General features: G+C 45.4%; 19 protein-coding genes and 1 tRNA gene. 18 read left to right on the plus strand and 2 right to left on the minus strand.

What is annotated here, in order from left to right:
- Positions 1–130: 130 nt before the first annotated feature.
- The 8 genes from RIN81_RS09575 to RIN81_RS09610 all read left to right on the plus strand — a co-directional run bounded on the left by RIN81_RS09575 (position 131) and on the right by RIN81_RS09610 (position 4,952).
- Positions 131–349 (plus strand): helix-turn-helix domain-containing protein, encoded by a 219-nt coding sequence (locus RIN81_RS09575; RefSeq protein WP_242233483.1) that lies wholly within the window; start codon positions 131–133, stop codon positions 347–349.
- A gap of 115 nt (positions 350–464) precedes the next feature.
- Complete coding sequence (locus RIN81_RS09580) at positions 465–914, plus strand: MarR family winged helix-turn-helix transcriptional regulator (RefSeq protein ID WP_242233303.1); 450 nt, start codon at positions 465–467, stop codon at positions 912–914.
- A 10-nt stretch (positions 915–924) separates the two neighbouring features.
- Complete coding sequence (gene racE, locus RIN81_RS09585; RefSeq protein ID WP_285878401.1) at positions 925–1,719, plus strand: glutamate racemase; 795 nt, start codon at positions 925–927, stop codon at positions 1,717–1,719.
- A gap of 64 nt (positions 1,720–1,783) precedes the next feature.
- Positions 1,784–2,779, plus strand: coding sequence for a GerMN domain-containing protein (locus RIN81_RS09590; RefSeq protein WP_309089609.1), 996 nt, complete (start codon positions 1,784–1,786; stop codon positions 2,777–2,779).
- Positions 2,780–2,847: 68 nt separating this feature from the next.
- Entirely contained in the window at positions 2,848–3,606 is a 759-nt protein-coding gene (gene rph / locus RIN81_RS09595) for a ribonuclease PH (protein WP_309089611.1), read from the plus strand.
- Positions 3,599–4,207: an XTP/dITP diphosphatase gene (locus tag RIN81_RS09600; protein ID WP_242233306.1), complete on the plus strand. Its 609-nt coding sequence runs from the start codon at positions 3,599–3,601 to the stop codon at positions 4,205–4,207. The genes rph and RIN81_RS09600 overlap by 8 nt, the downstream gene beginning before the upstream one ends.
- On the plus strand, positions 4,204–4,713 hold the full coding sequence (locus RIN81_RS09605) for a metallophosphoesterase (protein WP_309089613.1): 510 nt from the start codon (positions 4,204–4,206) through the stop codon (positions 4,711–4,713). The genes RIN81_RS09600 and RIN81_RS09605 overlap by 4 nt, the downstream gene beginning before the upstream one ends.
- A gap of 165 nt (positions 4,714–4,878) precedes the next feature.
- Positions 4,879–4,952: transfer RNA gene (locus tag RIN81_RS09610), tRNA-Arg, on the plus strand.
- Between the two features lie 270 nt (positions 4,953–5,222).
- Here RIN81_RS09610 and RIN81_RS09615 read toward each other — a convergent pair.
- The gene (locus RIN81_RS09615; protein ID WP_309089615.1) at positions 5,223–5,612 is read right to left on the minus strand and encodes an SET domain-containing protein; all 390 of its coding nucleotides are present in this window, start codon (positions 5,610–5,612) and stop codon (positions 5,223–5,225) included.
- 133 nt (positions 5,613–5,745) lie between these two features.
- Here RIN81_RS09615 and RIN81_RS09620 point away from each other — a divergent pair, with 133 nt between their 5' ends.
- The 5 genes from RIN81_RS09620 to yihA all read left to right on the plus strand — a co-directional run bounded on the left by RIN81_RS09620 (position 5,746) and on the right by yihA (position 12,780).
- Positions 5,746–6,693, plus strand: coding sequence for a tetratricopeptide repeat protein (locus RIN81_RS09620; protein WP_309089617.1), 948 nt, complete (start codon positions 5,746–5,748; stop codon positions 6,691–6,693).
- A gap of 120 nt (positions 6,694–6,813) precedes the next feature.
- Positions 6,814–8,100 (plus strand): trigger factor, encoded by a 1,287-nt coding sequence (gene tig / locus RIN81_RS09625; protein ID WP_309089619.1) that lies wholly within the window; start codon positions 6,814–6,816, stop codon positions 8,098–8,100.
- A gap of 198 nt (positions 8,101–8,298) precedes the next feature.
- Positions 8,299–9,564, plus strand: coding sequence for an ATP-dependent protease ATP-binding subunit ClpX (clpX, locus tag RIN81_RS09630; RefSeq protein WP_309089621.1), 1,266 nt, complete (start codon positions 8,299–8,301; stop codon positions 9,562–9,564).
- A 256-nt stretch (positions 9,565–9,820) separates the two neighbouring features.
- Entirely contained in the window at positions 9,821–12,145 is a 2,325-nt protein-coding gene (gene lon / locus RIN81_RS09635; protein WP_309089623.1) for an endopeptidase La, read from the plus strand.
- Positions 12,142–12,780, plus strand: coding sequence for a ribosome biogenesis GTP-binding protein YihA/YsxC (gene yihA, locus RIN81_RS09640; protein WP_309089625.1), 639 nt, complete (start codon positions 12,142–12,144; stop codon positions 12,778–12,780). The genes lon and yihA overlap by 4 nt, the downstream gene beginning before the upstream one ends.
- Positions 12,781–12,811: 31 nt before the next feature.
- Here yihA and RIN81_RS09645 read toward each other — a convergent pair whose 3' ends face one another.
- Positions 12,812–13,306, minus strand: a complete 495-nt coding sequence (locus RIN81_RS09645; RefSeq protein WP_309089627.1) for a hypothetical protein — start codon at positions 13,304–13,306, stop codon at positions 12,812–12,814.
- Between the two features lie 540 nt (positions 13,307–13,846).
- Between RIN81_RS09645 and hemA the strand changes: the two genes are divergently transcribed.
- From hemA to hemB, 5 genes are read left to right on the plus strand one after another with little or no spacing between them, the layout of a single operon-like run.
- A complete protein-coding gene (hemA, locus tag RIN81_RS09650) occupies positions 13,847–15,190 on the plus strand; it encodes a glutamyl-tRNA reductase (protein WP_309089629.1) in 1,344 nt (447 codons plus the stop codon).
- Positions 15,191–15,203: 13 nt separating this feature from the next.
- Positions 15,204–16,037, plus strand: a complete 834-nt coding sequence (locus RIN81_RS09655; protein WP_309089631.1) for a cytochrome C assembly family protein — start codon at positions 15,204–15,206, stop codon at positions 16,035–16,037.
- 34 nt (positions 16,038–16,071) lie between these two features.
- Positions 16,072–16,998, plus strand: a complete 927-nt coding sequence (gene hemC / locus RIN81_RS09660; RefSeq protein ID WP_309089633.1) for a hydroxymethylbilane synthase — start codon at positions 16,072–16,074, stop codon at positions 16,996–16,998.
- Positions 16,995–17,750: a uroporphyrinogen-III synthase gene (locus RIN81_RS09665; protein WP_309089635.1), complete on the plus strand. Its 756-nt coding sequence runs from the start codon at positions 16,995–16,997 to the stop codon at positions 17,748–17,750. The genes hemC and RIN81_RS09665 overlap by 4 nt, the downstream gene beginning before the upstream one ends.
- Positions 17,751–17,755: 5 nt before the next feature.
- The gene (gene hemB, locus RIN81_RS09670) at positions 17,756–18,733 is read left to right on the plus strand and encodes a porphobilinogen synthase (protein ID WP_309089637.1); all 978 of its coding nucleotides are present in this window, start codon (positions 17,756–17,758) and stop codon (positions 18,731–18,733) included.
- The last annotated feature ends 1 nt before the right edge of the window (position 18,734 follow it).

The following is an 18,734-nucleotide window of genomic DNA, read 5'->3' on the forward strand; positions in this document are numbered from 1 at the left end:
ATAAAATCTATGGCCGGTCTGTTTCTTTTACCGATAATACAAAAGAGCTTCTTATGTAAAACCAATTACGTATAGCGCGCATATGATAAGGGTAGTGGCGGCTAACCGACACAGGCTGCTCTTTGAAAGGGTGACGTTGTTTGTGGCAGCTCTGATTTTGACGAAGCGCGAAAAAGACGTATTCAAGAGACTGGTTGACGGAAAATCTACACACGACATTGCAGAAGAATTGGGAATCAGTGAAAAAACGGTCCGGAACCATATTTCAAATGGCATTCAAAAGCTGGGCGTCAAAGGACGGGCGCAAGCCATTGTAGAATTGCTTCGGATCGGGGAGCTTACGTTATAAAGCTAAAGCCGTGCCGAGAAGGGCGCGGCTTTTCCCTTGCTTGCATTTTGTTTGAAAAAAAGCGAAAATAAAAGAAGAATGGCATATTGTTTTACATATGAAAGGGTGCAAAAACATGTCTCTCACACGAAGCAGTTCGGGAGAAGCGGTCGCCGATATTGAACGGAACCTGCGTCATATTGACAGCATTATCAAGCAAAAAGGCCGTGAAATTTTAAATGATTATATGATTACGCCGCCACAATTTATTGCCTTGCATTCATTATATGAAAAAGGGGATACAACTATTGGCGATCTTTCTTCAAGAATGTTTTTGGCATGCAGCACGACAACGGATTTAATTAACCGAATGGAAAAAGCCTCCCTTGTTGCGCGCGTCCGGGACACAAAAGACCGGCGCATTGTCCGGATTCATCTTCTAGAAGAAGGCGAAAAAATTATTAAAGAAGTTATTAAAAGGCGCCGCCAATATGTGGAGGATGTGCTGGATAACTTTTCGGAGGAAGAAACAGCGCAATTAAATGCCCTTTTAAGTAAAATGCACATTGAAATGAAAGTGGAATGAGGCGTCGGTGTTGAACAGACCAATTGGAGTAATTGATTCAGGTGTCGGCGGGCTGACGGTTGCAAAAGAAATGATGCGCCAGCTGCCTAAAGAAACCATTTATTATATAGGGGATACAGCGCGCTGTCCGTACGGCCCGCGGCTGCCCGGAGAGGTACGGCAGTTTACTTGGGAAATGACCCGTTTTTTAGAGCGGTATGATATGAAAATGCTGGTGATTGCCTGCAACACGGCTACCGCCGTTGTGTTAGATGAAATCAAACGCCAGCTTCCTATTCCGGTTGTCGGTGTTATTCAGCCAGGCTCCCGCGCGGCTATTAAACAAACCAAGAACCGTCGTATTGCTGTGCTTGGAACCGCCGGCACGGTGAAAAGCAAAGCTTATGAAAAAGCTATTGCTGCTATTGATCCGGGAGCAGAAGTATATGCTCTTGCCTGCCCGGGGTTTGTCCCGCTTGTTGAAAGTGGAAAATATCGCAGTGAGCGGGCCAAGCAGGTGGTGGCCCATACGCTTGAACCGCTAAAAGAAACGCCGTCTGATACGGTTATACTTGGCTGCACACACTATCCTCTCTTGGAACCGATTATTGCGGATTTTATGGGGGAAGAGGTGTCAGTCATTAGTTCTGGTGATGAAACCGCCCGTGAAGTCAGTGCGATTTTAGAGTTTAATGAGATGCTTTCAGATAGCGAACAGGCGGATCACCGTTTTTTTACAACCGGAAGTGTCCGGGCTTTTAACGCGATTGCAGCAGACTGGCTTGGGGATGTTCCATTAAATACGAAAAAAATTCAGCTGGCATAAATGCCGGCTTTTTTTCATTTGTCTGCATATATTTGTATGAATGCAAATGAAAGGGGCGGTTTAAGTGCAGAAAAAATGTGGCTTGCTGTTGCTGCTTATACTTTCAGGCTGTTCAGCGGAACCAGAGGAAGGACTGCCGGTGAAAGTGGTGTATACCGAAGAAGAGGGAGACAAGCCGGTCGCAGCAGAAGAAAAAGTGATGGCAGAATTGTATGTTGTGGACGAAAATGGACTTCTTGTTCCCCAAATAGCGGCAGTCGAAGGGAACGGGCAGGAAGAGCAAGCTGCGCTTATCGCGCTGGCGGAAGGGAACATTCCAGCCGGCTTCCGTTCTCCATTGCCTGAAGGAACCGTTATTCAAGATGTCGAGCTCGATGGGAAAACGGCCATCGTAAGTGTGGGAGGCGCTTTTGCCAATTATCCGGCAGAGGAAGAGGAACTTGTCGCAGCAGCCATTACGTGGACGGTTACTGGAATGGGCCAGGCAGATCGCGTTCAAATTAAATTTAACGGCGAAACACTGGAGTCCATGCCGAAAGCAGGACTGCCGATTGCAGCCGGAGGCATGAAGCGGGAAGATGGCATCAACTTAAAAGCGGGCTATACCGATCCTGGAGCAACAAAACCGATTACCGTGTATTTTACCGGACAAAATGAACAGGGACCTTATTTAGTGCCGGTTACCCGCCGCATTTCAGAGGATGAAACAGACCTTATTGCTGCTTCTGTAAAAGAGCTTGCGAAGGGACCTGCAGCAGGCAGCGGGCTTATGACAAGCTGGCCGGCTGATGCAAAGCTGACAAAAGAACCAGAAGTAGAAGATGGACGGGCTGTTCTTCAGTTTAACGAGGCCATTTTGGAAAACAACGGAGAAGCTCTTGTTTCAAGCAGTCTGCTAAAGCCGTTATCACTGACGCTGGCTGCTACCGCCCAAATTGAAAGTATAGGGGTTGAAGTGGAAGGCCACCCAGAGGTGAAAATGGAAACAGGGGCCCCTCTGCCGGCTTCCTTGACGACTCCTTTATTTGTAAATGAAGAAAGTCTTCCATCTGCCGAATGAATATTTGACAGACGCGTATAATTTTTGGAAAATGGACAGCGGAAGCAGGAAAAAACGGAGGAATGTATATGCGCACAGATGGACGGACAGAAAAAGAACTTCGGCCGGTTGACATTCAAACCAGCTTTTTAACACATCCGGAAGGGTCCGTGCTGATTTCAGTTGGAAATACAAAAGTAATTTGCACCGCGACGATTGAAGACCGGGTTCCGCCTTTTATGAGAGGGAGCGGAAAAGGCTGGGTTACGGCAGAATACGCGATGATTCCGCGCGCGACCGGCCAGCGCAACATGAGGGAATCAACAAAAGGAAAAGTAACCGGACGGACGATGGAGATTCAGCGGCTGATCGGCCGGGCGCTGCGCGCAGTCGTAGACCTTGATGTCATTGGAGAGCGCACTATCTGGATCGACTGCGATGTGATTCAGGCAGACGGCGGAACCCGGACTGCAGCCATTACAGGCGCATTCGTAGCCATGACCCTGGCTCTGCATGATTTGGCGATCGAAAAGGATTTTTCCGTTTATCCGATTACGGATTTTCTTGCGGCCACAAGTGTCGGCATTGTCAAGGAGCACGGAGTTGTTGTAGATTTAAATTATGAAGAAGACAGCACTGCAGAAGTAGATATGAATGTCGTCATGACAGGGACCGGACAATTTGTTGAAGTGCAGGGAACAGGAGAGGAAGCCACTTTCTCTATGAACGAGCTTCAAGAAATGCTTCAAGCAGCACAAAGCGGCCTGGAAACGTTATTTGATATTCAAGCAGAGGCGCTTGGCGTTGCAGCAGAGTTAATCTACGAAAGGAAGTCAGTCAATGAATGAAGTCATCGTGGCTACACGTAATGCTGGTAAAGCAAAGGAATTTATTCGCATGTTTGAGCCTGTCGGCATCACGGTGAAAACACTGCTTGATTATCCCGATCTTCCGGATGTAGAGGAAACAGGCAAAACCTTTGCGGAAAATGCCTTTTTAAAAGCTGATTTTGCCGCCCGGTCAACAGGCCGGCCGGCGATTGCTGACGATTCAGGCTTGATCATTGATGCGCTTGATGGACGTCCGGGCGTGTATTCAGCACGGTATGCCGGAGAAGAAAAAAACGATCAGGCGAACAATGACAAAGTACTGGCCGAAATGAAAGACGTACCGAGAGAAGACCGGACCGGCCGTTTTATGTGTGTGCTCGCTGTAGCGTTTCCGGATGGGCGTGACCCGATTTATGCAGAAGGGCGCTGTGAAGGAATCATTGGTTTTGAAGAAGCGGGCCAGCATGGGTTCGGGTATGATCCATTGTTTATTCCGGAAGGGTACAATGTGACAATGGCACAGCTTGATCCGGAAGAAAAAAACCGAATCAGCCACCGTGCAAATGCCCTTCAGTCATTACGGGCACAGCTGCCGGAATTGGCAGGTGAACCGGAATGAAGATGCTTGTCGTAAGTGATAACCATGGATGGAACAGCATTTTGTCGGATTTAAAGCAGCGCTATGCAGGTAAAGTTTCGGTGATGATTCATTGCGGAGATTCCGAAATGAGGGCAACAGACCCGGAAGTCGTCGGCTATACGATTGTCCGCGGCAATTGCGATGATGAGGACAAGTTCCCAAACGACATCTTAGAAAGTGTAGAAGACTGCCGTGTATTTGTGACACACGGCCATCGCTACAATATCAAGATGACGTTAACGAACTTAGCTATGAAGGCAAAAGAAACCGGAGCCGATTTTGTTTTTTTCGGTCATTCTCATACCCCGGGTGCTGAAATGGAAGACGGTGTTTTGTATTTGAACCCGGGAAGCATTTCCCTGCCAAGAGGACGCCGTGAAAAAACATATGCTATTGTCGATGTAAGCAAATCGGCGATTTCCGTTCAATTTTATGATGACACACATCAAGAAGTAAAAGAACTAAGCTATACATTCAGCCGTTGAGCGAACAGAACGTCCTGCTGTTCGCGCAGGGCGTTTTTGTTTTAAGTCAAAAATCGAGCGGTATAACAAATAATTTATTTTAAAATGAAACAATTTATTTTAAAATGAAACAAGTGTTGACAGGTGATATATGGAGTGATATTATAGATATTGTCTTCAGAGGAAGTCTCAGTAGCTCAGCTGGATAGAGCAACGGCCTTCTAAGCCGTCGGTCGGGGGTTCGAATCCCTCCTGGGACGTAATAAAAAAAGCGCCGCAGGGCGCTTTTTTGTATTTATAGGAATCTATCTCTATTTTTATTATATTAAGTAAAGCTGCAGATCAAAGCATGGACCAATGCTTTGATTTTTTTTATAGAACGAAAAAAGAAATCTGGCAGTCCAATATATAAAACAAAGCAAAAGCCATACAGGGGATGTATGGCTTTTTTGCAATGCATGATGCAGGACGAGAGGGCTTATTATAAACTGGACATAGAGAGCCGCCCTGAAAGTACGGCAGCTTTGCTCTTATTGCTCCAGGCTGTCATCATTAAACCAAAGCGGAGCGTTGTCATCCACATCACCGTTGTAATTAATTAAAATCTCTTCACCGGCCTGAATATCCCGATATGCATAAAATTTAAAAGAATGACTTTCAAAATGAATGTCATATGTAGCATTAGGGTCATAGGAATGATTAAACAGCATACCATAACCAAGCAGGATAGCTGAGTGATTGATGCCGTATTCAAAAGCATAATCGGCTAACAGGGTCTTTTCGATATGGATGTGCTGGTCGTTCGGGTAGGGAATAACAGGTGCCTCGTGAAGCATCTCTCCCTTTTTTATATCACGGACAGCGAAAACGCCGCGGTTCAGTTCACCGTCGCTTAATGTAGATGTTTTAACTTCGATCATGATTGGATCTCCTTTTCATTGTATTCATACTAACAGCATGACAGTCGGAAGAGGCAAGAGCAACTGTTTTCTCTGTTCAACCGTCCGGTACCATGCTACACTCAACTATTATAAGAGCTGGCGGGTGAGAACGTTGAAGAAAAAAAGAAGAAAAAAATCAGGCAATGTCGTTCAATTCCCCGGCACCTCAGCCCGGCTCCAACAGCAGGGACAGAAGGCGCTGGAGGAAAAGCGGTTTGATGAAGCCATTCGTCTGTATACCGAAGCGCTCCGTTTTGACGAAGGGCACCAGGAAGAAATTAAAACAGCTCTCTTAATTGCTTATCACGAAAGCGGGAACCACGATGAAGGGATAGAGCTTTCACGTGCGATGCTGCATGCAGGAGAAGGCCATTATTTTGACGTGCTTGACCTGCATGTGTTGATGCTCATTCAAAAACGGCGGTATAAAGAAGTCGCGGATACATTATCTGTCCTGCTTGAAGAAGGGCTTCCGCCAGATCGTTACGAGCATTTTGCACACTTAAAAGCACTGGCAGACCGAATGAGTGTAAAAAAAGAAGAAACGCTGTTTAAAACGGACGATTCCTTTCAGGATAGAATGATGAAGCTGGCAGAACTGGCCAAAACGGATGCCGCTCCTTTTGAAAAAGAGCTGATAGACCGAGCGGGCGATCAAACCGAGCATCCTTTCATTCAAACGATGGTTCTTGGGCTGCTGCGGGATATAGGAACTGCCGAAAGGGTGTTGGTGCGTAAATTTCACTTTGAAAAAGAGGTCACTCCTGTGATGGAAGGGGAAGTGTTCAGCCATCCTTTTTTCAGAGGTGTAATACAATACTTAGAAGAAACCGCCGGCCAAAATGACCCCGCCCTGTGCGAGCAGGCTGTAGAGCTGGCCAGACAGTATCAGTTTTTGCTGTATCCTTTTGCTCCCCCTGCGTCTGTAGAGCAGTGGGCGGAGGCATTGGTGCTGAAAATAAGCCGCCTGTACGAGATGAGCAGTACAGAGGAAGGTACTTCAGAAGGCGAAGCAGCGATTCAATTTATGAAAGAACTCGATGAAATTTCAGCCTTTTAGTTGAAACAAAGCGGCTGTATGGTATAATGTAAAAGTCGTATTGTGTCCTTTTTATATCAATCCAGAATATACATAGGACGAACGTTCATATTTATTAATAGATTGTTGGAGGGAATTTTTATGTCAGCAAAGTGGGAAAAACAAGAAGGCAACGAAGGCGTACTAACAGTTGAGGTTGACGCTGAAACCGTTGATAAAGGCCTTAACACAGCATTTCAAAAAGTAGTTAAAACAATTAACGTTCCAGGATTCCGTAAAGGAAAAATGCCGCGTCCGTTGTTTGAACAGCGTTTTGGCGTAGAAGCTCTTTACCAGGATGCGATTGATGCGATTCTTCCTGAAGCATACGGGAAAGCGATCGACGAAACAGGCATTGAGCCAGTTGACCGTCCAGAAATCGATGTAGAGCAATTCGAAAAAGGCAAGCCGTTTATTTTCACTGCGAAAGTTACGGTAAAACCTGAAGTAACACTTGGCGACTACAAAGGCCTTGAAGTAGAAAAAGAAAACACAGAAGTAACAGAAGAAGATGTGCAAAATGAATTAAAAGATCTTCAAAAACGTCATGCTGAGCTTGTTGTAAAAGAAGACGGTACAGTTGAAAACGAGGACACAGTTGTAATCGATTTTGAAGGCTTCGTGAATGGTGAAGCATTCGAAGGCGGCCAAGCTGACAACTATTCAATCGTAATCGGTTCTGGCACATTCATCCCAGGTTTTGAAGATCAATTGATCGGCATGAAAACAGGCGAAGAAAAAGACGTTGAAGTAACATTCCCTGAAGAGTACCATGCAGAAGAGCTTGCGGGTAAACCAGCAACGTTCAAAGTAAAACTTCATGAAATCAAAGCGCAGGAACTTCCTGAGCTGAACGATGAATTCGCAAAAGAAACAGACGAAGAAGTAGAAACATTAGAAGCATTAAAAACAAAAATTCAAGAGCGTCTTGCAGAGCAAAAGAAAAACGCTGCAGAGCAAAAGCTTCGTGACGATCTTGTTGAAAAAGCAGTTGCCAACGCACAAACAGATGTGCCTGAAGCAATGATCAACACGGAAATCGACCGTATGCTTCAAGAATTCACGCAAAACCTTTCTATGCAAGGTATGAATCTTGACTTGTACTATCAATTCTCTGGACAAACAGAAGAAGACCTTCGCAGCCAAATGAAAGAAAATGCTGAAACACGCGTACGTACAAGCTTAACGCTTGAAGCGATCGCAGAAGCAGAAAACCTTGAGCCAACAGACGAAGATGTAGATGCAGAAGTAACAAAAATGTCTGAGCAATTTGGTCTTTCTAAAGAAGACGTTCAAAAAGCACTTGGAAGTCTTGAAGGCATGAAAGCAGACTTGAAAATTCGTAAAGCAGTCGAATTTCTTGTAGAAAACAGCACAGTTGGTGCATAATAAATAAAGAACAAACTGACAGGGCGCGACGTGATCGTGCCTTGTTTTCTACCCAAAAAGAGCTGAGAAACGCTTTTTCGTTTTGGTTTTGTGGCAGATGTGCTACAATGCGATACATAACTTAGTTACGGCGCAGTTAATAAGCGGACTATTAAAAAGGGCTCCCAGCTGCACCAACATAGCATAAGGGGTGAACAGATGTTTAAGTTCAATGAAGAAAAAGGACAATTGAAATGCTCGTTTTGTGGAAAATCACAGGACCAGGTGAGGAAACTCGTCGCGGGACCTGGCGTTTATATTTGCGATGAGTGCATTGAACTATGCACAGAGATCGTGGAAGAAGAACTGGGTACAGAAGAAGAAGTAGAATTTAAAGATGTGCCAAAACCAACTGAAATTCGTGAAATTTTAGGTGAGTACGTTATTGGTCAGGAGCGTGCGAAAAAATCGCTTGCTGTGGCAGTGTATAACCACTATAAACGTATTAATTCAAACAGCAAAATTGATGATGTTGAATTGGCAAAATCAAATATTTGCTTGATTGGCCCGACAGGAAGCGGGAAAACGCTTCTTGCTCAAACGCTGGCGCGTATTTTAAATGTGCCATTTGCCATTGCAGATGCAACATCACTGACAGAAGCTGGTTATGTAGGGGAAGATGTTGAAAATATCCTACTTAAGTTAATTCAAGCGGCTGATTATGATGTGGAAAAAGCTGAAAAAGGGATTATTTACATCGATGAAATTGATAAAGTAGCCCGTAAATCAGAAAATCCATCGATTACACGTGATGTATCCGGTGAAGGTGTTCAACAGGCGCTGTTGAAAATCCTGGAAGGAACAGTAGCGAGCGTACCGCCGCAAGGGGGACGTAAGCATCCGCATCAGGAATTTATTCAAATTGACACAACGAACATCCTATTTATCTGTGGCGGAGCGTTTGACGGCGTCGAACAAATTATTAAACGCCGCCTTGGTCAAAAAGTCATTGGATTTGGCTCCGAGCAGAAAAATGATCAAGGCGAGGAAAAATCCTACCTTGCTCAGCTTGTACCGGAAGACTTGCTTCGTTTTGGATTAATTCCGGAATTTATCGGACGTCTTCCAGTGATTGCAAGCCTGGAGCAGCTAGATGAAGACGCGTTGATTGAAATTTTAACAAAGCCGAAAAATGCGCTGATCAAGCAGTACCAAAAAATGCTTGAGCTTGACAATGTAGATCTTCAATTTGAAGATGCGGCTTTAAGTGAAATTGCGAAAAAAGCGATTGAGCGGAAAACAGGTGCCCGTGGTCTTCGTTCCATTATTGAAAGCATTATGCTCGATGTAATGTATGAATTGCCGACACGTGAAGATATTAAAACATGTGTGATCACGAAGGAAACCGTAACCGACCTTGCGCCGCCGCGTCTTCTTGATGAAAATGGAAACGATGTCGGCTCTGCCGATAAAACGTCTGCATAAAGACGGCTCATTTTAGGAAGGGACAGTGCCTCTCGGGGTGCTGTCCCTTCTTTTCAATCGACATTTTCTGTCCGTTTGCGTTAAGATAGGAAGAAAGAAAGGGAAGAAAAGAGATATTTTGGACGTTATACAGCTTCAGGCGCCGCCGGGGATCCGCTTATGTAAAGCATAAAAGCGCCGCGGTATGATATGGTGGCTTTTGTTTGGATGGATAAACGGGCGCCTTGCGCTTTTCTTACTGGGAGGGAGATTTGTCATGAAGGCAGATACAATTTATACTGTGCCATTGCTTCCGCTGCGCGGAATGCATGTATATCCGACAATGGTTCTGCACTTGGATGTAGGCCGTGATCGGTCGATCGAAGCACTTGAAAAAGCCATGATGAACGATCAGCTTGTTTTTTTATCCGCTCAAAAAGACCCGGATTTAGATGATCCATCTGGGGATGATGTATACGAAGTCGGTACATTAACGAAAGTAAAGCAAATGCTGAAGCTGCCAAATGGAACGATTCGTGTGCTTGTTGAAGGGCTAGACCGGGCAAAGCTGATTTCTGTTGTAGACCAGGGAGCATTTTATGAAGCGGTCGTAGAAGTGCATAAAGAAGATGTGACTAAAGATGCAGAAACAGAAGCACTGATGCGGATGCTGTTAAAGCAGTTTGAGCAATATGTCAAGTTGTCCAAGAAAGGTTCGGCGGAAACGATCAGTTCAGTGGCTGATATTGAAGAACCGGGAAGACTGGCTGATATTGCCACATCTCACATGTCACTAAAAGTAAAAGAAAAGCAGGAGATTTTAGCGACATTCTCTATAAAAGAGCGACTGGAACGATTAATTTCCCTTCTTCACAGTGAACGGGAAGTATTGAATTTAGAAAAGCAAATCGGACAGCGTGTGAAAACATCGATGGAAAAAACGCAGAAAGAATATTATTTGCGTGAGCAGATGAAAGCGATCCAGCTTGAACTTGGCGATAAAGAAGGAAAAACAGGTGAAGTTGAAGAACTAACCACACGCATTATGGCTGCAAATATGCCGGAGCATGTGGAAAAAACAGCGATGAAGGAGCTTGACCGTTACGAAAAAATTCCGCAAAGCGCCGCGGAAAGCGCGGTTATCCGCAACTATCTTGAATGGCTCGTTACACTGCCATGGTCCAAGGCGACCGAAGATGACCTGGATGTATTAAAAGCCGAGGACGTGTTAAACCGCGATCATTACGGTCTTGAAAAAGTAAAAGAGCGGGTGCTTGAATTTTTAGCTGTCCGTCAGTTAACGCAGTCACTGCGCGGGCCGATTCTTTGCCTTGGAGGTCCTCCGGGCGTGGGGAAAACAAGCCTGGTCCGTTCTATCGCGGAATCGCTTGGCCGGAATTTTGTACGCATCTCACTTGGCGGCGTCCGTGATGAATCGGAAATCCGCGGTCATCGCCGCACGTACGTAGGTGCTATGCCGGGCCGGATTATTCAAGGCATGAAAAAAGCAGGTACGATCAACCCCGTTTTCTTGCTTGATGAAATTGATAAAATGTCGAGTGATTTTCGTGGTGATCCATCTGCTGCGCTTTTAGAAGTGCTTGATCCGGAACAAAACCATAACTTCAGTGACCATTACATTGAAGAAACATATGACTTATCGAATGTCATGTTCATTGCAACAGCCAATGATTTGAGCGCTATTCCAGGACCGCTGCGTGACCGCATGGAAGTAATCTCTATCGCCGGCTACACAGAAGTGGAAAAAATCAATATTGCAAAAGACCATTTATTCCCGAAACAAGTAAAAGAAAATGGCCTTTCACGAAATCAGCTTCGTTTAAAAGAAGAAGCGATTCGGGATATCGTCCGCTATTATACTCGTGAAGCCGGCGTGCGGGGTCTTGAACGCCAAATGGCTGCCATCTGCCGCAAAGCCGCTAAAAAAATCGTATCAGGCGAGAAAAAGCGGATTACGGTTACAGACAAAAACTTGCAGGAGTTTCTTGGCAAGCGTATCTTCCGCTATGGGCAGGCTGATACCGAAGATCAGATCGGCGTAGCAAATGGTCTGGCTTATACCTCTGTCGGCGGCGATACGCTGCAAATCGAAGTGTCACTTTCTCCGGGGAAAGGCAAGCTTATTTTAACCGGAAAACTGGGAGACGTGATGAAAGAATCCGCGCAGGCTGCATTCAGCTATGTGCGTTCAAAAGCGGATGAGCTCGGCATTGAAGCAAATTTTCATGAACATCATGACATTCACATTCACGTTCCAGAAGGGGCGGTTCCGAAAGACGGGCCATCTGCAGGGATTACAATGGCGACGGCACTTATTTCGGCTCTTACGGGACGTCCAGTACGCCGGGATGTGGGCATGACGGGAGAAATTACACTGCGCGGCCGTGTATTGCCTATCGGCGGTGTAAAGGAAAAATCGCTCGGTGCGCACCGTGCCGGTTTAACAACGATCATTCTGCCTAAAGACAATGAAAAAGATATCGATGATGTTCCAGAAAGTATCCGTGAAGGCATGACGTTCCTGCCTGTTTCGACCATGGATGAAGTATTGGACATCGCGATCGGAGGAAGCAATTCATGAAAGTAAACAATGTGGAACTGGTGATCAGTGCCGCGAAACCGCACCAATACCCGACGGATGGACTGCCGGAATTTGCACTTGCCGGACGGTCAAACGTGGGAAAATCATCTTTTATTAACCGCATGATCGGCCGTAAAAGCCTGGCCCGTATTTCATCAAAACCCGGCAAAACGCAAACACTGAACTTCTATAAAATTGAAGACACCGTATTTTTTGTCGATGTGCCGGGTTACGGCTATGCAAAAGTGGCTAAAACAGAGCGTGAAGCCTGGGGACGCATGATCGAAACGTATATGACGGACCGGGAGCCGCTTGCTGCCTGCATTCATATTGTCGATTTGCGTCATGCTCCATCTGCTGACGATGTAGCGATGTATGAGTTTCTAAAATATCATGACATTCCAGCTATTGTGATTGCGACAAAAGCAGACAAAATTCCAAAAGGAAAATGGCAAAAGCATTTAAAAGTGGTAAAAGAAACCCTTGATTTCGATCCGCTCGATGATATCATTGTCTTTTCATCAGAGACAGGCCTTGGAAAAGATGAAGTGTGGAAAGCTGTGAAAAAACGGATGCTCGATCAAAAAGAATATCAAACAGAGCTGCGTAAAGAAGAAGAATTCGGAGAAGAATAAAAACAGCCTCCCAATAAGGGAGGCTGTTTTTTTATGTTTTTTTGCGGGCCGGTCCGCTGTTTTTTTTTACAAACAGCAGGTATCCGCCCACCACAATTAAAATCAGCGGCCAAAACTGCCAAAAGGAACCCACCGGTCCCAGCCATTGTTTCACAGTCCCATAAAAAAGCATGACGGCTGCTAAAGCCAAAAATAAAACACCGTTTAAAAGGCCGCGGCCGGTCTGCTGATGCTGCAGCAAAAAGCCTACGGCAATAATGAGAAGAAAAACACCGGTATCATTGGCCCACCAGCCGAGGTAGTCGACTACATAAAAATGAAAGCCAAATCCCGAAAGTACGACACCGGGAACTAGTCCGCTTCCATCACCTTTAAACCCTTGGGCAAGAAAAGCAAGACCTGTAATAAAGAGCAGAGCCGGCCAGCCAAGATAAGGCTTAACCCACGTAAAAGCTGATTGGTGGAGAAAAAAGTACAAACCAAAGCCAATTAATAAAACTCCTGGGAAGATACGCTGTTCATTCATATCGATTAAGCCCCCCGCTTTCCAACACATTTAATAGAACGCCCACAGGAAGTGGGCTATGAAGATGGTCTGACAAGACGCCACATTCTTAGTCTTTATACAATGATTTCAACCCATTGCTAAAATAATTTTTATTTGAGGCCCACAGGAAGTGGGTCACGAAGACGTTGTGACAGGACGTCACGTTCTTAGTCTTTGTACAATGATTTCAAGCTATTGCTAAAATGATTTTTATTTGATAATATTTATAAACAAGAAACCAAACAAAACGTCGTTTGAAAAAATACGGCTCCGAACTTATATCATTTTACCTGTTGTTCAGCGCATTAGCTCATGCGTTATAACGGTGATCGGTGACGCCGTAGTTTTAGCATTGGAGTTTCTGTCTAAAGTACAAACAGAAACAGGAATACGTGGACATATGTGTTAAAAGCATGACTGTCTTTTATGTTAGCATATGTTCACAATTTATAAAAAATAAAAACGTTACATTATGGTATAATGAAACCTACAATGAATCGTTTTCGGGGGTGCAGTGACGTGCATATCATCACGGTGGGATTAAATTATAAAACAGCCCCGGTAGAAATTCGTGAGCGCCTTTCATTTAGAGAAGAAACGCTCGCGGCAGCGATGGCGGAGCTCCAAAAACAAAAAAGTGTGCTTGAAAATGTCATCGTATCGACGTGTAACCGTACAGAAATTTACGCGGTTGTTGATCAGCTGCATACCGGCCGTTACTATATAAAAGAATTTTTGTCGAAATGGTTCGATATTCCTCAGGCAGACTTTACGCCGTTTTTGTTTATTTATGAGCAAGAGGCCGCGGTTGAACATCTTTTTCGTGTGTCTGCCGGATTAAATTCAATGGTTCTGGGCGAAACACAAATCCTAGGACAGGTCCGCCAAAGCTTTTTGCAATCACAAGAAGTAAAAGCGGCAGGTACCGTTTTTAACCATTTATTTAAACAGGCGATTACATTGGCTAAACGGGCGCATGCCGAAACAGATATTGGCGCGAATGCAGTATCTGTCAGCTATGCAGCAGTGGAACTTGCCAAAAAGATTTTTGGCCGCTTGTCCGGCCGTCATGTTTTAGTTCTGGGGGCTGGTAAAATGGGCGAACTGGCCATCCAGAACCTGCATGGCAGCGGTGCGACAAAAGTGACTGTCGTAAACCGGACGTTCGAAAAAGCAGAAGCGCTTGCTGAGCGGTTCCAGGGCCGGGCTAAAACAATGGACGAGCTGCAAGGCGCATTGGTTGAAGCGGATATCTTAATTAGCTCAACCGGCTCAAAGGATTACGTCATCACAAAAGAAATAATCGAGGGTGTTCAAAAGCTGCGCAAAGGGCGTCCTTTGTTTATGGTCGATATTGCAGTTCCTCGTGATATTGCTCCTGAGGTTGCAGATTTGGACAGCATTTTCTTATATGATATCGATGATTTGGAAGGCATTGTCGAAGCGAACCTGGCTGAACGAGAAAAAGCCGCTGCAAAAATAGGCCTTATGATTGAAGGGGAAATCGTCGCGTTTAATGAGTGGATTAATTTGCTTGGTGTTGTGCCGGTTATTTCGGCTTTGCGCCAAAAAGCACTTTCGATTCAAGCGGACACGATGGAGAGCCTCAACCGGAAACTTCCGCATTTATCAGAGCGTGACCGGAAAGTATTAAGTAAACACACAAAAAGTATTGTCAATCAGATGCTGAAAGATCCGATCTTGCAGGCAAAAGAATTAGCCGGTGACAAGCGGGCAGCTGAAAAGCTTGAGCTTTTTATGCACATTTTCAATATTGAGGAAGACGTTCAAGAACTGAAACGTGCACAGGAAGAGGAAGAGTGTGTTCAGAGGGTTCAAACAAAGCCTTTACTCCAGTTTTAAGTGAGGTTACGTGATGTTGGAGCAAGGAATGATCCGCCTTCATGAACTTATGATTATTTTGTACGCTGTAAGCGTATTGCTTTATTTTCTTGATTTTGTTCAAAAAAACCAGCGGGCGAATCGAATCGCCTTCTGGATTTTAACACTGGTTTGGAGCCTTCAAACTATTTTTTTAGGCTTGTATATGTATAATACAGGCCGATTTCCTGTATTGACTCTTTTTGAGGGTCTTTATTTTTATGCATGGGTGCTAGTTACGTTTTCTCTTGTTTTAAATAAGCTGCTTCGGATGGATTTCACGGTTTTCTTTACGAATGTGATAGGATTTATGATCATGACGATCCATACCTTTGCGCCGGTTCAGGTAGAGTCGCAGGCGGCAGCGGAAAAACTGGTATCGGAACTTTTGCTTCTTCATATCACGACAGCGATTTTGTCGTATGGAGCGTTCTCGCTGTCGTTTATTTTTTCAGCCCTATACCTGCTTCAATACCGGCTTTTAAAAATGAAAAAGTGGAATGAACGCCTCTGGAGGCTTGGAGATCTTGGCCAGCTTGAAAAGCTGTCAGTCATCTGGAATGCAATAGGTGTTCCGCTTTTGCTGCTGAGCTTAATTTTAGGACTGGTTTGGAAAACGATTAAACTGCCGGATGTAAGCTGGTTTGATTTGAAAATTGTTACTTCTTTTGTTTTACTGTTTATATATAGTGCTTTTTTGTATGTGAAAGTGCGAAAAGGAGTCTCGGGAAAAACCCTTGCATCGATCAATGCAGCGGCTTTTCTCATCATCTTAATGAACTTTTTCCTCGGAAGCCGGCTGTCCACATTCCATTTCTGGTATTCGTGACACCGGCTTTCGGGCGGTTATGGAGGGAATCATCTTGCGGAAAATTATTGTCGGATCGAGAAGAAGCCGCCTGGCGCTCACACAAACGAATCAAGTGATCGATCAGCTGAAGGCATTGTTGCCGGGAACAGAATTTGAAGTAAAAGAAATCGTGACAAAAGGCGACCGTATTCTGGATGTGACGTTATCAAAAGTGGGCGGTAAAGGCTTGTTTGTAAAAGAAATCGAACAGGCACTGCTTGATGGCGAGATTGATATGGCTGTTCACAGCATGAAAGATATGCCGGCTGTCCTGCCGGAAGGTCTGGTAATTGGCGCCGTGCCGGAGCGGGAAGATCATCGCGACGCGCTTATTTCAAATGGGCATGTGAAGTTTCATGAATTGCCGGCCGGCTCCATTGTTGGTACGAGCAGTCTTCGCCGGAGCGCCCAGATTTTGGCGGCAAGACCGGATCTTGAAATCAAATGGATTCGGGGCAATATTGACACGCGGCTGACCAAGCTCCAGAACGAAGAATATGATGCGATTATTCTTGCTGCCGCAGGTCTGGCACGTATGGGCTGGTCTGCAGATACCGTAACAGAATTTTTGAGTGAAGAACTGTCTGTTTCTGCTGTCGGTCAAGGGGCTCTAGCGATTGAGTGCCGTGAAGATGACAAAGAATTACGGAATTTGCTGGACCAATTTACTTGTGACAACACGAAACGAGCCGTTACGGCAGAGCGTGCTTTTTTAGGAGCAGTAGAGGGTGGATGTCAGGTACCGGTAGCTGGTTTTGCTACAATAAAAGGTGAAGAGCTGTCTTTAACAGCACTCGTTGCTTCACCGGATGGAAAAACCATTTTAAAAGAAACCGTCTCCGGAAGTAACGCTGAAAAAGTGGGCTTAGAAGCGGCGCATCTTTTAAAGGACCGGGGTGCGCTCGAATTAATCCAGGCGGCGAGGGCGGCAGCCGAATGAAGCCTCTCGCTGGTAAACGAATCGTTGTAACCCGTCCGAGGGGACAGGCAGCACCGTTTATTGGTAAAATAGAAGAAGCGGGCGGCACAGCATACGCAGTGCCGCTTATCGCATTCCGGGTGTTTGAAGACGGGCAGGAAGAGGCCATTTTGGCCAGCTTGCATACATATGATTGGATTTTGTTTACAAGCAAAAACGGCGTTGATTTTTTTATGCAAAAAGCCGGTCATCTTTTGCACAGAATAAGGGCAAAATGGGCGGCGATCGGCACACAGACGGCTAAAGCAGCAGCATCCTACGGACTTTCTGTTTCTTATATGCCCAGACGGTTTTCCGCGGAGGATGTTGCCGAAGACATACGAAAAGGATGTTTTTTGCCCGAAAAAGTGCTGATTCCAAAAGGCAGCATGGCGCGCAGCTTAATAGCGGATACCGTTCGTAAGGCAGGCAGACAGGCAGACGAATGGCTTGTTTATGAAACCTACTTTCCAGCCGATGAGCGGGCACACTTATTAAAGCTGATTCGGACGGAAAAAGTAGATATGATTACATTCACAAGCCCATCTGCTGTCCGGCATTTTATGCAGATTCTGAAGCAGGCACAAGAGCCGCTGCCAAGAACAGATTACGGAGTGATTGGCCGGGTAACAGAAAAAGAAGCAGCCGCATGCGGCATACCGGTTTCGGTCTGTCCAACCGTCTTTACCATTGATGCGCTTGTAAAGGAAATGAGCAGATTTTATAAGGAGTGATACAAATGGAATTGAATTTTGAACGTCACCGCCGTTTACGTCAAACTGCAAATATGCGGGCACTTGTGCGGGAAACACATCTTCATGTGAATGATTTTATATACCCGCTTTTCATAGCAGAAGGGGAGGGAATCCGTAACGAGGTTCCATCTATGCCGGGCGTTTTTCAATTGTCTATTGATCAATTAAACGAGGAAATCGAAGAGGTAATCGGGCTTGGCATTAAATCGGTTATTTTATTCGGTCTGCCTGATGTAAAAGATGCAGTTGGAACAGGCGCTTATCATAATGATGGCATTGTCCAGAAAGCCACACGCCATATTAAGAACCACTATCCAGACCTTATTGTGATTGCGGATACATGTTTATGTGAATATACCGATCACGGTCATTGCGGCGTTATCGAAGGAAGCCGCATATTAAACGACCCGTCTCTTGACCTTTTGGCCAAAGCGGCAATCAGCCAGGCAGAGGCAGGTGCCGACATCATCGCGCCATCAAACATGATGGACGGGTTTGTCGCAGCAATCCGCAAAGGGCTGGATGAAGCGGGCTTTACAGAAGTGCCAATCATGTCTTACGCGGTAAAATATTCTTCTGCTTATTATGGACCATTCCGTGATGCGGCGGATTCTACACCGCAGTTTGGCGACCGGAAAACGTATCAAATGGATCCGGCAAACCGGCGTGAAGCGATTCGGGAAGCGCGGGCTGACATTGAACAGGGTGCGGACTTTTTAATCGTTAAGCCGGCTCTTTCCTATTTGGACATTGTCCGGGACGTACGGAACGAATTTGATGCACCAGTTGTGGCCTACAACGTAAGCGGTGAATATGCCATGGTGAAAGCCGCTGCTTTAAATGGATGGGTTGATGAAAGGGCGATTGTTCTTGAAACATTAACCGGCATGAAGCGCGCAGGTGCAGATTTAATTATGACGTATCATGCAAAAGATGCGGCACGCTGGCTAAACGAACAATAAG

The sequence above is a fragment of the Domibacillus sp. genome, from assembly GCF_031181085.1.
In the GTDB taxonomy this organism is placed as follows: Bacteria; Bacillota; Bacilli; order Bacillales; family Domibacillaceae; genus Domibacillus.

Coding starts and splice junctions, on each gene's coding strand:
- yihA (WP_309089625.1), top strand. CDS start 12,142: ATGAAAGTAAACAATGTGGAACTGGTGATCAGTGCCGCGAAACCGCAC.
- hemB (WP_309089637.1), top strand. CDS start 17,756: ATGGAATTGAATTTTGAACGTCACCGCCGTTTACGTCAAACTGCAAAT.
- rph (WP_309089611.1), top strand. CDS start 2,848: ATGCGCACAGATGGACGGACAGAAAAAGAACTTCGGCCGGTTGACATT.
- RIN81_RS09580 (WP_242233303.1), top strand. CDS start 465: ATGTCTCTCACACGAAGCAGTTCGGGAGAAGCGGTCGCCGATATTGAA.
- RIN81_RS09645 (WP_309089627.1), bottom strand. CDS start 13,306: ATGAATGAACAGCGTATCTTCCCAGGAGTTTTATTAATTGGCTTTGGT.
- RIN81_RS09605 (WP_309089613.1), top strand. CDS start 4,204: ATGAAGATGCTTGTCGTAAGTGATAACCATGGATGGAACAGCATTTTG.
- clpX (WP_309089621.1), top strand. CDS start 8,299: ATGTTTAAGTTCAATGAAGAAAAAGGACAATTGAAATGCTCGTTTTGT.
- tig (WP_309089619.1), top strand. CDS start 6,814: ATGTCAGCAAAGTGGGAAAAACAAGAAGGCAACGAAGGCGTACTAACA.
- RIN81_RS09665 (WP_309089635.1), top strand. CDS start 16,995: ATGAAGCCTCTCGCTGGTAAACGAATCGTTGTAACCCGTCCGAGGGGA.
- RIN81_RS09615 (WP_309089615.1), bottom strand. CDS start 5,612: ATGATCGAAGTTAAAACATCTACATTAAGCGACGGTGAACTGAACCGC.
- RIN81_RS09655 (WP_309089631.1), top strand. CDS start 15,204: ATGTTGGAGCAAGGAATGATCCGCCTTCATGAACTTATGATTATTTTG.
- RIN81_RS09600 (WP_242233306.1), top strand. CDS start 3,599: ATGAATGAAGTCATCGTGGCTACACGTAATGCTGGTAAAGCAAAGGAA.
- lon (WP_309089623.1), top strand. CDS start 9,821: ATGAAGGCAGATACAATTTATACTGTGCCATTGCTTCCGCTGCGCGGA.